This window comes from Chryseobacterium sp. MYb264 (assembly GCF_035974275.1).
Lineage (GTDB): Bacteria > Bacteroidota > Bacteroidia > Flavobacteriales > Weeksellaceae > Chryseobacterium.
Genome location: NZ_CP142422.1, coordinates 4328214 through 4341063, shown reverse-complemented (window position 1 = coordinate 4341063; position 12850 = coordinate 4328214). Strand labels below are relative to the sequence as shown.

The window sequence follows — 12850 nt, the reverse complement described above, 5'->3', positions numbered from 1 at the left end:
AAAAATATTTTATATGAAAGACCGATTATTATCGGTCTTTTTTTTATTTTTGATCATATGGATTCTAATAAAAAATTAGGCTTGATAGGAAGAAATATTTCCTATTCTTTCTCAAAAAAATACTTTGAAGATAAATTCCAAAAACTGATGTTGAAAAACTTTTCTTACAGCATTTTTGATTTAAACGAAATCCATGAAGTTGAGAATTTATTTTCCACACCCGATCTTTTAGGGTTTAATGTAACGATTCCTTACAAAGAAAAAATCATTGATTATCTGGACGAATTGAGTGATGAAGCAGAAAAGATAGGCGCTGTCAACTGTGTTTTAATTCAAAATGGTAAAAAAACAGGCTATAATACAGATGCTTTCGGTTTTGAGAAAACATTGCTTCTTCACAAAAAAACCCATCATACAAAAGCCTTAATTTTAGGAAACGGCGGCGCTGCAAAAGCTGTAAAATATGTTTTAGATAAAAACGGAATTACCTCAAAAACGATTTCGAGAAATTCAGAAATCAATTTTGATAATTTAGATTTAGAAACGGTGCAGAACCATACAATAATCATTCAGTGTACTCCTGTGGGTACTTTCCCTAATGTGAAAGACTGTCTGAACTTTCCTTTTGACGGAGTTTCTAAGAATCATTTAATTATCGATTTAATTTATAATCCGAATTACACCCAATTTATTATCAACGCTTCTGAGAGAGGAGCCAAAACGGTCAACGGCTATTATATGCTGGAACAGCAGGCAGAAAAAGCCTGGGAAATTTGGAATTTTCAAAAAAAATAACATAAATTAGTACTTTAATTGGCTTTTTGGCTATATTTAAAGGATATTAATGCCACTCACATAAACGATTTGCTATGACTACAGAAAACAATCTTTCTGAAAACGAAGAAATGAAAAATTCTAACGAAGTATCTCAAGAAGAAACATCTGGGACTGAAGTTACCAATGATGAAAAACTTCATGAAGATGCGGCCGAACACGATGAAGAACATGAAGAGGTAGAAATCACTTTAGCGGATGCTTTGAAGGAAATGGAGAAAATCATCAACGCACCAAATGCGGGAGAAGACTTCAGAAAATTCAATCAATTAAAAGAAAAAGCAAGTCATTATATTCATGATGAAGTGGAAGACAAAAAACATGAATATGTAGATGCTGGAAATGCTCCCGAAAATTTCAGTTATGAACATCCTTCACAAGCGAGATTTTCGGCTTTGGTAAATATTTTCAAAGAGAAAAATGACCATTACCAAAAAGGTCAGGAAGAAGAGCAAAAGAAAAATCTGGAACACCGTCAGACGATCATTGAAAGACTTAAAAATCTGTATACCAACTCGGAACCGGGAACCAATTTATTTAAATCAATCAGAGAAATCAAAGAGGACTGGACGAATGCCGGACAGGTAGCTAAATCGGAATTTAAAATCCTTAACAATAATTATTTTCACCATTTGAACCAGTTTTATCAAATGTTGGATCTAAATAAAGAATTCTTAGAGCAGGAATACAATCATAATCTTGAGAAAAGACAGCACATTATTGAGCGCGCCAAGCAACTTGAGCATGAGCCTGTCATTCAAAAAGCATTAAATGAGCTTCAATATCTTCACAAGCTTTGGAAGGAAGAGGCAGAACCTGTTGCAGAAGAATTCCGTGAAAAAACCTGGGAAGAGTTCAAAGAAATTTCCAATAAAATCCACGAAAGAAAATCTGAGCTTTCAGCAGCTATTGAAACAGAACAGGCGGCTAATCTTGAGAAAAAGACTCAAATTATCGCTGAGATTAAAAAACTATCTGAACCTGCAGAAACGCCAAATCATAATTATTGGCAAAACTCGATCAGAAGAGTTGAAGATCTTCGTTCAGAGTTCTTAAAAACCGGAAGTGTTCCGAGAAAATTATCCAACCAAAACTGGAATGATTTTAAAACTACGTTGAGAAGCTTTAATACTACAAAAAATACGTATTATAAATCTTTAAAAGGTTCTCAGCAGTCTAATCTTGAGGAAAAACTGAAATTAATTCAAACGGCTCAGGATAATCAGGCAAATGAAGAATGGGATATTGCTGTTCCGTTATTCAAAAAACTTCAGGAAGACTGGAAAAAGATCGGGCATGTTCCTAAAAGCATGACGAACAAAATCTGGGACGATTTCCGTGATGCATGTAACGCTTTCTTCAACAATTACAGAGAAAAAAGCAATACTTCAACCGACAACTGGAAAGAAAATTACAAGAATAAAAAAGCGATTCTTGATGATCTGAAAACCGTAACGAGTGAAGAAGGCAGCATTGAAAGAATCGAAGCAATAAAAACAGCTTGGAATAATATCGGAAAAGTGCCGAGAGATAAAATTTCAATTAATTCTGAATTCAACAAGACGTTGAGAGAGAAGTTGAAATTAAACAAAATCAACGAATTAGAACTTAAAGAAGAAGGTTTATCTGAAAATCAGTTAACGGATAAGGCCAGAAAAATTAAAAACCAGATTTCTGATCTTGAAGCTGAGATCGTAAAACTGGAAAACAATTTAGCATTCTTTAAAAACCCGACAAAAGATAATCCTTTACTGAAAGATACTTTTGATTCGATTGATGAGAAAAAAGCTCATTTGGAAACCTTAAAACAAAATCTTCACAGCATTATCGCGGGAGAATAACATAGTTAAAAATCTAAAAAGGCGGAGCAAAGTAATTTGACTTCGCTTTTTTCATTCAATATGCAAGACGAATTTTATATTAAAAGATGTATCGAATTAGCTCAGAAAGCTATCGGAAAAACATATCCTAATCCTTTGGTGGGAAGTGTTATTGTACATAACAACGAAATCATCGGGGAAGGATATCATCAAAAAGCTGGAGAAAATCATGCGGAAATTAATGCGATTAATTCTGTAAAAGATAAATCGTTGATTCCTGAATCTACCATCTATGTTTCTTTGGAGCCATGTGCTCATTTTGGAAAAACTCCGCCATGCGCTTTAAAAATTAAAGAATTAGGTTTCAAAAAAGTGGTGATTGGTGCGATGGATTCTCATGACAAAGTGAATGGGAAGGGAAAAAAGATTATTCAGGATGCAGGAATTGAAGCCGTTTCAGGAGTTCTAGAAAAAGAATGTATTGAACTGAATAAGAGATTTTTTACTTATCATGAAAAGAAAAGACCTTATATTATCTTAAAATGGGCAGAATCGGGTGACGGATTTTTAGATAAAGATTTCAAACCTTACTCTATTTCTAATTCATTGGTAAATCAGTTTGTTCATCAGTTGCGAGCGGACGAGCATGCCATTTTGGTTGGAACGCAAACTGCTTTGAATGACAATCCGAGTTTGAATGTAAGAAATGTAGAAGGCGTAAATCCTGTAAGAATTTTAATTGATTTTGAATTGAAAGTTCCGCACGATTTTAATATTTATAATAAAGAAGCGAAAACGATCGTCATCAATTCTGTAAAAGAAGAAATTCAAGATCATATTCATTTTATTAAAATTGATAAAGAGAATTTTCTTTCAGATTTAATGGAAGCTTTATATAAAGAACAAATTCAGTCAGTTATTATTGAAGGCGGAAGCTTTACTTTACAGCAATTCATCAATGCTAATCTTTGGGATGAAGCAATTGTAATTAAAAATAAAAATTTGAAACTGGAAAATGGTACTGAAGCTCCTGATTTTGATTTTACATTTAATAAAGTTGAGAATTTTAGAGATAATACAATTTCTTTTTATAAGTTAAAAAATTCATAAATATAAATTTCTTATTACTTATCTTTGAATTAATTGTTAATTTGGTTAAAATTAAAACAAATCGATACATTCGATAAAATCAAATACCAAAAAAATTATGAAAAATCTAAAGAAAATCTCAAGAGAGAATTTAAAAACTGTTCAAGGAGGTTCAATTAAAAAAGAGAGCTGTGTTGAAATATATGGTTGCCCTTCAGGAACCAAAACCTGTTATTGGAGAAATTCTGGCGGAGGTGGCGGAGACGTTATTTGTGTATAACTTTAAAATTCAATATAAATACCGTCTATTTGGCGGTATTTTCTTTTAAAATAATGACACATTAAAAGTCTTTCTTATTTTTGCACCAATAATATGCTGGAAAATGCAGTTCGAATACAAAACCATAGAAAAACCGATAGAAAACACTTTATTAAAAGAAAAAGGAAGCAAGTTTCTCGGATTTGCCTTTCCGGTACATAATGAAGAGCAATTAAAGAATGCTTTAGAAAAAATCAGAGCTGAACATCCGAAAGCCACCCATCATTGCTACGCTTTCCGCATGGGGCTGAATGGTGAAAATTACCGTGCTAATGATGACGGAGAACCATCAGGAAGTGCAGGTTTGCCTATCTATAATCAATTATTAGCTCATGAGATCACTAATGTTTTGGTTATTTCCGTAAGATATTATGGCGGAACCAAACTCGGCGTTTCAGGTTTGGTAAAAGCATATAAAGAATCTGCGAAAATCACGTTAGAAGAAGCCAATATCATTACAAAAGAACTGGAAACAAAAGTGGAAATTCAGTTTAATTTTAATCAGCAGAATACAATTTTCACTCTACTTTCAAAATTCGATGCTAAAGTACTTGATTTTGACGCTAATGAAAACTGCATTCTCACCGCCTCTTTAAAATTGGCACAAAAAGAAAACATCTCAGACAAATTGTCCGAGATGCAGTATGTTTCTTTTGCATTTAAGGATTAATCTCTTCTTCCTCCCATCAATAATGATGCCCAGTAAAGGAGTTGTGCTAGAGAACCGATGGCAGCTACAACATACGTTCTGGCAGCCCACTTTAAACTATCCTGGACCCCTACAAACTCTTCGGCAGTTACCGTTCCGGTATCTTTCAACCATTTCATTGCTCTGTTGCTCGCGTCGTATTCCACCGGAAGTGTTACGAATGCAAAAAGAGTAGTAAAGGCAAACATGATAACTCCAATGGCAAGAACCAAGGTATTTCCATTAGGGTTATCTATACTTCGTGTTGCAGCCATGATCATAATTCCTCCGATAAGAACAAATTGCATTAAATTTGAGCTAATCTGAACCACCGGAACAAGCTTTGATCTTAATTGTAACATTGAATATCCTACAGCATGCTGAACTGCGTGCCCACACTCATGAGCGGCAACAGCAGCAGCGGCAGCGTTTCTCTGCATATAAACTGCTTCTGAAAGATTCACTGTTTTATCCGCAGGATTATAGTGATCTGTCAATTGCCCAGGAACTGAAATCACCTGAACGTCGTTAATTCCATTATCTCTTAACATCTTTTCCGCCACTTCTTTACCAGAAAGTCCGTTCCTAAGATGTATATTAGAATAATATTCAAATTTCGATTTCAATCTTGATGAAACCCACCAGCTTACCAGCATCGAAATTCCGATAATTATGTAATAACCTATCATTTTAACTAACTTTATTGTCTATTTTCAAGCTTTAAGATGTAAAAACTATGCCAAAGTATTACGATTTTATTATTTATATTTGTTGATTAATTACCCTTTTGAACTTATGTCTACAGTCTCTATTATTGAAGTAAAAACGCCTAATGACCTGAAGCAGTTTATACAATTCCCGATGGATCTTTACAAAAATAGCCCTTATTATGTTCCTTCTTTTATAAAGGATGAATTTAAAATCTGGGATGCGAAGGAAAACCCTGCTTTAAACTATTCTCAGTCTAAACAATTCATTGCCAAGAAGGACAATAAAGTGGTTGGAAGAATAGCGGTGATCATCAATCATAAAGAGGAAAAAGAACTGGGCATAAAAAAAGTACGCTTCGGCTGGATCGATTTTATTGATGATACAGAGGTTTCAAAGGCATTAATTCAGAAAGCAATCGATTATGCTAAAGAAAACAACATCGACAAGATTGAAGGACCAATGGGTTTTACCAACCTCGATAAAGCAGGAATGCTAACGATGGGTTTTGATAAACTGGCAACGATGATCGGTATTTACAATCATGAATACTATCCGAAACACCTTGAAGATCTTGGTTTAACAAAAGAAAAAGAATGGGTGGAATTTGAAATGAATTTCCCTAAAGTTTTACCTGAAAAAGTAGAAAAATTCAGTGGACTGATTGCTCAAAAATACAAGCTTAAAGTTCTTCATTTTAAATCGAAAGAAGAAATTCTCCCTTTTGTGGAGCCTATGTTTAAATTGCTGGATGAAACATACAGGCATCTATCGACCTACACCCCAATTTCTGAGGAGCAGATAAAGACCTATAAAGAAAAATATTTCCCTTTTATCGACAAAAACTATGTAATCTGTGTGGTGGACGAGAATAATGAGCTGGTTTCTTTCGCGATTACCATGCCTTCTTACTCTAAGGCGTTGCAAAAATCAAAAGGAAAGCTATTCCCGTTTGGTTGGTGGCATTTTTTACAGGCAAGCAAGAAAAACGACCGGGCCAACTTCTACCTTATCGGAATTCACCCGGAATATCAGAGACGTGGTGTAACGGCTATTATTTTCAAAGAAATTTTTGTAAGATTTACAAGTATGGGGATCCAGTTTGCGGAAACGAATCCTGAACTGGAAGAAAACAAAAGCGTTCAGGTTTTATGGCAGGATTATAATCCGGTGAATCACAAAAGAAGAAGAACCTATTCTTTAAATATAGGTAATGAATAATTGGTAATGAGCACTCTTACCAATTTTATTCACAACTCATCTGATACTCTTTTACTCTAAGACCCTAAAACTCTAAGACTCTAAGACTCTAAGACTCTCAGACTCTCAGACTCTCAAACACTAAAACCCTACACCCCCTCTCCCCCACATGAAGCCCCACTTAATCATCTTCGCCATTTTAATCGCCGGATTCATCATCTACAATTTCTTTTTGCAATCTGAAGACGATCGTACCAATACAGCGATTAATATTATTTACGCAAGCATTCTCTTTGGATATATTTCGTTCATGGCCTTCTCTCTGCTTAAAAAAATAAAGAAATAAAATCTTATTTTTACTGATTCTAAATTATCAGTTTTACCTATTTTAGAGCTACTTTTAAGCTGATAAATTTCATGCTTTCTTGTTTATTCGCTAAATTTGCAAATTGAGATAATAATGCAAAAATGAATTTACCTGAAAGTTATATTCCGATCCTAATACAAGCAGGTGTTGCGGTAGCATTCGTAGCAGTTTCTTTGCTTGGAGCGCATTTTTTAGGCCCTAAACAGAAAAAAGGAAATTCTGTAAAAAACCAAAGCTGGGAATGTGGTGTCCCGGTAGAAGGAAATGCAAGAACACCGTTTTCCATCAAATACTTTTTGACAGCGGTATTATTCGTATTATTCGATATTGAGATCGTATTTTTTTACCCATACGCTGTCAACTTCAGAGAATTCGGAATGGAAGGATTCTTGGCAGTACTTACCTTCGTGGCGATTTTCTTCATGGCATTTTTCTATGTTTGGAAACGTGGCGCTTTAGATTGGGATAAATAAATTTTAACATTAAAAGATTCGAGAATTTAAATCATGATTAATTTTTCAATCATTAAATCTCTTTAATCTTTAAATATTTATAAAAAAATGTCAGACAACAAACCAGTAATAAGAACAGATGCACCTGCTCCGGAAGGATTTGAAGGAGAAGGGTTTTTCGCAACGAAACTGAGCAGTGTAATCGGGATGGCGAGGAAATTTTCACTTTGGCCTTTACCTTTTGCAACCTCTTGTTGTGGTATCGAGTTTATGGCTACCCTAAACCCAACATACGATGCTTCAAGATTTGGTATGGAAAGAAACTCTTTCTCACCAAGACAGGCAGATATGCTGATGGTTTGCGGAACTATATCAAAGAAATTAGGACCTGTCCTAAAAGAAGTTTACACTCAGATGGCTGAGCCGAAATGGGTGGTGGCTGTTGGAGCTTGTGCTTCCAGCGGTGGTATTTTTGATACGTATTCTGTATTACAAGGTATCGATAAAATTATTCCTGTAGATGTATATGTTCCAGGATGTCCTCCAAGACCGGAGCAGATTATTGAAGGAGTAATGCAGGTTCAGGCTCTCGTTGAAAGCGAAAGCATCAGAAGAAGAGATCTTCCTGAATATCAGAAATTATTAGATTCTTACAACATAAGCAACTAACGGAAATGACAAACGAATTTGTATTAGAAGCAATCACAAGAGAATTTCCGGAATCTGTAATCGAAAGTTCAGAACCGTATGGAATGCTGACGATCGAGGTGAAGAAAGAAGATATCAAGAAGATTATTCATTATCTTAAAGATTCATCATTAGAATTTAACTTCCTTACAGATATTTGTGGAATCCATTACCCAGAATTCCCTGAAAAAGAAATAGGCGTTGTTTATCATTTGCATAATATGATGGCTAATTTCAGATTGCGTCTGAAGATCTTTATGTCCAGAGAAAATATCGAAGTTGATTCTTTAGTAGAATTATACGCCGGAGCTAACTGGATGGAAAGGGAAACTTTTGATTTCTACGGAATTAAATTTAAAGGGCACCCAGATCTTAGAGCTATTTTAAATATGGAAGATCTTGGATACCACCCAATGTTGAAGGAATATCGTTTGGAAGACGGAACCAGAACCGACAAGAACGACAGCATGTTCGGAAGATAATAGCGGAAGGCAATTAGCCAAAAGCAAATAGCTAAAAGCAAACATTATGAAAGATAACTCATTATCTAATATACTAAACCAGTACGACAGTAAGGAGCAAATTGACGGACAATTATACACCCTCAATTTAGGACCCACTCACCCTGCAACGCACGGAATTTTCCAGAATATCTTAACGATGGATGGAGAAAGAATCCTTCACGCTGAGCAAACCGTTGGGTATATCCACAGAGCATTTGAGAAAATTTCTGAAAGAAGAAACTACTCTCAGATTACTACCCTTACCGACCGTATGAATTACTGTTCTGCACCGATTAATAACATTGGTTGGCACATGACAGTGGAGAAGCTAATCGGCGTTAAAGTTCCAAAGCGTGTAGATTATATGCGTGTTATTTTAATGGAATTAGCAAGAATCGGTGACCACCTTATCTGTAACGGTGTAACCGGGATGGACTCCGGAGCAATTACTGGTCTTACCTATATGTTCATCGAAAGAGAACGTATTTATGATATGTATGAGCAGATCTGCGGAGCGAGAATGACGACCAATATGGGAAGAATCGGAGGTTTTGAAAGAGATTTCACCCCAAAATTCCATGAGTTATTAAAGGATTTCCTTAAAACTTTCCCACCAAGATTTAAAGAATTCTGTACTTTATTAGAAAGAAACAGAATTTTTATGGACAGAACCATCGGAGCGGGAGCAATCTCTGCGGAAAGAGCTTTAAGCTACGGTTTCACAGGTCCAAACTTACGTGCAGCAGGTGTAGATTATGATGTAAGAGTTGCACAACCTTATTCTTCTTATGAAGATTTCGATTTCATCATTCCGGTAGGAACTGCAGGAGATACTTACGACCGTTTCATGGTTCGTCAGCAGGAAATCTGGGAATCACTAAAAATTATCAACCAAGCATACGACAATCTTCCAGAAGGGCCATTCCATGCGGATGTTCCGGATTTTTATCTTCCTGAAAAGGCAGATGTTTATCAAAAAATGGAAGCTTTGATTTACCATTTCAAAATTGTAATGGGAGAAACAGATGTGCCTAAAGGTGAAGTTTACCACGCTGTAGAAGGTGGAAACGGAGAATTAGGATTTTATTTGGTGAGTGATGGTGGAAGAAGTCCTTACAGACTGCACTTCAGAAGACCATGTTTTATCTACTACCAGGCGTATCCTGAGATGATTACAGGTTCTGTAATCTCTGATGCAATCGTTACGATGTGTAGTATGAATATTATTGCGGGAGAATTAGACGCATAAAAAAGAAGAAGTCAGACATCAGATTTTAGATGTAAGACTTTTTCCTTTATATATAAATTTAAAATCTGATGTCTGAAATCTGGCATCTGAAATCTTAGATAAAAAATGAGCGAAACAATAGCTTTTAAACCGGAAAGTTTAGCACAGGTACACAAAATTATCGCAAGATATCCTGAAGGAAGACAAAAGTCTGCTCTTCTTCCTGTACTTCACGTGGCACAGAAAGAATTCGGAGGATGGTTAGACGTTCCTGTGATGGATTATGTTGCAGAATTATTGAGTATTAAGCCAATTGAAGTATATGAAGTGGCAACTTTCTATACGATGTTCAACATGAAGCCGGTTGGTAAATATGTTTTGGAAGTTTGCAGAACGGGGCCTTGTATGGTTTGCGGAAGCGAAAAAATCCTTGATCATATCAGAACAAAACTGAACATTAAAGACGGACAAACTACGGAAGACGGAATGTTCACCTTAAAACCTGCTGAATGTTTGGGTGCTTGTGGATATGCTCCGATGATGCAGTTAGGAAAATTCTTTCATGAAAATTTAACGATAGAAAAAGTTGACGAAATCCTTGATCTTTGCAGAGAAGGACAGGTTGATTTGGGCTAAATAAATTTTAAATTAATTAAAAAAGGCGTAAAGCAAATAGCCAAAAGCTAAAAGCCACTCGCCAAAAGCATATTACAATGAGTAAAAAACTTTTACTTAAAGACGCACATATAGAAGGTATCCGCTACTTTGAAACATACCGTAAACAGGGAGGTTACACCGCAGCTGAAAAAGCCTTGAAAATGACACCCGAAGAAATTTTGGAAGAGGTTAAGGTTTCCGGGCTTCGTGGTCGTGGTGGAGCTGGATTCCCAACCGGGATGAAATGGAGCTTTTTGGCAAAACCAGAAGGCGTGCCGAGACACTTGGTGGTCAATGCCGATGAATCTGAACCAGGAACATTCAAAGACAGATATTTGATGGAATTTCTTCCTCATTTATTGATTGAAGGAATGCTTATTTCATCGTATACTTTAGGTTCAAATACTTCTTATATCTACATCCGTGGAGAATATTCCTGGATCCCGGATATTTTGGAAGAGGCTATTGAAGAAGCTAAAGCAGCAGGATTTTTAGGTAAAAATATTTTAGGAACAGGTTACGATTTAGAAATTTACGTTCAAAGAGGTGGCGGAGCATATATTTGTGGTGAAGAAACTGCATTGCTTGAATCTCTTGAAGGTAAAAGAGGAAATCCGAGACTAAAACCGCCATTCCCGGCTGTAAAAGGACTTTGGGAAAGACCAACGGTTGTAAATAACGTTGAATCTATCGCGGCAATTGTTCCGATCATTGATATTACAGGAGCTGAATACGCTAAAATTGGAGTTGGAAGATCTACAGGAACGAAATTAATTTCTGCTTGTGGAAACATCAACAAACCGGGAGTGTATGAAATCGATATGACCATTACCGTTGAAGAATTTATTTATTCTGACGAGTATTGTGGCGGTATTAAAGACGGAAAAAAACTGAAAGCTTGTATCCCTGGAGGAAGCTCAGTTCCGATTGTTCCTGCTAATTTATTATTAAAAACCGTAAACGGAGAACCTAGATATATGAACTATGAATCATTGGCGGATGGTGGTTTTGCTACCGGAACGATGATGGGTTCAGGAGGTTTCATCGTATTAGATGAAGACCAGTGTGTAGTAGAGCATACGATGACATTGGCGAGATTCTATAATCACGAAAGTTGCGGACAATGTACTCCTTGCCGTGAAGGAACGGGATGGATGTACAAGATTTTGAAAAAAATCGAGAAAGGAGAAGGAAAAATGGAAGATATCGATCTACTTTGGGATATCCAGAGAAAAATCGAAGGAAATACCATCTGTCCATTGGGTGATGCAGCGGCTTGGCCTGTTGCAGCAGCTATTCGTCACTTCAGAGACGAATTTGAATGGCATATCAAAAACCCTGAGTTGTCTCAGACACAAAATTACGGATTGGGCAATTATGCAGACCCGATCCCTGCGGTTGAAAAAAACGCTTAATCAGATGAATAAATTATTGGTTGTCGGCTTAATGTTGTCGAATCTTGTTTTTGCACAGTCAAAAAAAGATACTTTAATAGATAGAAGTACAAATGAAATTACGGAACCTACGTATAAAAAGGACGTCAATCCTTTCAAAAAAGGTTCGGTACTGGCATTTTGGGGATGGAATAATTCAGCATATTCAAATTCAGACATTCGTTTTAAGGGTGATGGGTATGATTTTCAGTTGAATAATGTAGTGGCTCACGACAGACAATCGGCTTTCAGATGGAATTTATATTTCAACCCTGGAAAAGTGACGGTTCCTCAGGTAAACTACAGAGTAACTTATTTTATTAAGGATAATTTAGGGATTACTTTAGGAATGGATCACATGAAATATGTGATGGATCAGAACCAGAGCGTAGATTTTAAAGGATATATCAACAATCCTGAATATGCATCTCTGGTAAACAACGGAAAAGTAGATCTTACAGACGGTAAATTATTAACATTTGAACATACAGATGGTCTTAATTATGTAAATATCGGCGCTCAGAAATACATGAATATCTACGATAAAAAGAATATTGATGTTTTTTGGAGCTACGGAGCTGGTATCGGAGCATTGGTACCGAAATCTAATGTAAAACTGATGGGAAATGAAAGAAGTGACAGATTCCATTTAGCAGGTTTCGGAGCAGATATCAGAACGGCTCTAAGTGTTGTGGTATTGAGACATATTGTATTGCAGGCAGAAGGTAAATTCGGATACATCAATATGCCGGATATTAAGACAACCCTTAATAATAAGCCGGATAAAGCTGCACAGGATTTCGTTTTTGGAGAATTCAATTTCGGAATCGGATATACATTTAATACAAAAAAGTATAAATAGAAA

14 protein-coding genes are annotated in these 12850 nt (G+C 35.9%); 13 read left to right on the top strand and 1 reads right to left on the bottom strand.

Annotation, left to right across the window (positions count from 1 at the left end; translation table 11 throughout):
* Window positions 1-57 precede the first annotated feature (57 nt).
* The 5 genes from VUJ46_RS18975 (at window position 58) to VUJ46_RS18955 (ending at window position 4732) form a co-directional block, all read left to right on the top strand.
* Window positions 58-795: a shikimate dehydrogenase family protein gene (locus tag VUJ46_RS18975; protein WP_326982260.1), complete on the top strand. Its 738-nt coding sequence runs from the start codon at window positions 58-60 to the stop codon at window positions 793-795.
* A gap of 74 nt (window positions 796-869) precedes the next feature.
* Window positions 870-2675, top strand: coding sequence for a DUF349 domain-containing protein (locus tag VUJ46_RS18970; protein WP_326982259.1), 1806 nt, complete (start codon window positions 870-872; stop codon window positions 2673-2675).
* Window positions 2676-2735: 60 nt separating this feature from the next.
* A complete protein-coding gene (gene ribD / locus VUJ46_RS18965; protein WP_326982258.1) occupies window positions 2736-3764 on the top strand; it encodes a bifunctional diaminohydroxyphosphoribosylaminopyrimidine deaminase/5-amino-6-(5-phosphoribosylamino)uracil reductase RibD in 1029 nt (342 codons plus the stop codon).
* Between the two features lie 97 nt (window positions 3765-3861).
* Window positions 3862-4023, top strand: coding sequence for a bacteriocin-like protein (locus VUJ46_RS18960; RefSeq protein ID WP_326982257.1), 162 nt, complete (start codon window positions 3862-3864; stop codon window positions 4021-4023).
* A 103-nt stretch (window positions 4024-4126) separates the two neighbouring features.
* Window positions 4127-4732 (top strand): IMPACT family protein, encoded by a 606-nt coding sequence (locus VUJ46_RS18955; protein ID WP_326982256.1) that lies wholly within the window; start codon window positions 4127-4129, stop codon window positions 4730-4732.
* On the opposite strand, the gene VUJ46_RS18950 is transcribed toward VUJ46_RS18955, so the two are convergent.
* On the bottom strand, window positions 4729-5439 hold the full coding sequence (locus VUJ46_RS18950) for a zinc metallopeptidase (RefSeq protein WP_326982255.1): 711 nt from the start codon (window positions 5437-5439) through the stop codon (window positions 4729-4731). The genes VUJ46_RS18955 and VUJ46_RS18950 overlap by 4 nt on opposite strands.
* Before the next feature lie 106 nt (window positions 5440-5545).
* On the opposite strand from VUJ46_RS18950, the gene VUJ46_RS18945 reads away from it, so the two are divergent.
* The 8 genes from VUJ46_RS18945 to VUJ46_RS18910 all read left to right on the top strand — a co-directional run bounded on the left by VUJ46_RS18945 (window position 5546) and on the right by VUJ46_RS18910 (window position 12847).
* Entirely contained in the window at window positions 5546-6679 is a 1134-nt protein-coding gene (locus VUJ46_RS18945; RefSeq protein ID WP_326982254.1) for a GTP cyclohydrolase, read from the top strand.
* Between the two features lie 447 nt (window positions 6680-7126).
* On the top strand, window positions 7127-7498 hold the full coding sequence (locus VUJ46_RS18940) for an NADH-quinone oxidoreductase subunit A (RefSeq protein ID WP_040996932.1): 372 nt from the start codon (window positions 7127-7129) through the stop codon (window positions 7496-7498).
* Window positions 7499-7585: 87 nt separating this feature from the next.
* A complete protein-coding gene (locus tag VUJ46_RS18935) occupies window positions 7586-8146 on the top strand; it encodes an NADH-quinone oxidoreductase subunit B (protein ID WP_326982251.1) in 561 nt (186 codons plus the stop codon).
* Between the two features lie 5 nt (window positions 8147-8151).
* The gene (locus VUJ46_RS18930) at window positions 8152-8646 is read left to right on the top strand and encodes an NADH-quinone oxidoreductase subunit C (RefSeq protein WP_267404203.1); all 495 of its coding nucleotides are present in this window, start codon (window positions 8152-8154) and stop codon (window positions 8644-8646) included.
* A gap of 46 nt (window positions 8647-8692) precedes the next feature.
* Window positions 8693-9916, top strand: coding sequence for an NADH-quinone oxidoreductase subunit D (locus tag VUJ46_RS18925; RefSeq protein ID WP_326982250.1), 1224 nt, complete (start codon window positions 8693-8695; stop codon window positions 9914-9916).
* 105 nt (window positions 9917-10021) lie between these two features.
* Window positions 10022-10531, top strand: a complete 510-nt coding sequence (locus tag VUJ46_RS18920) for an NADH-quinone oxidoreductase subunit NuoE family protein (RefSeq protein ID WP_039370403.1) — start codon at window positions 10022-10024, stop codon at window positions 10529-10531.
* 77 nt (window positions 10532-10608) lie between these two features.
* On the top strand, window positions 10609-11967 hold the full coding sequence (gene nuoF / locus VUJ46_RS18915; protein ID WP_326982249.1) for an NADH-quinone oxidoreductase subunit NuoF: 1359 nt from the start codon (window positions 10609-10611) through the stop codon (window positions 11965-11967).
* 4 nt (window positions 11968-11971) lie between these two features.
* Window positions 11972-12847, top strand: a complete 876-nt coding sequence (locus tag VUJ46_RS18910; protein ID WP_326982248.1) for a hypothetical protein — start codon at window positions 11972-11974, stop codon at window positions 12845-12847.
* Window positions 12848-12850 lie beyond the last annotated feature (3 nt).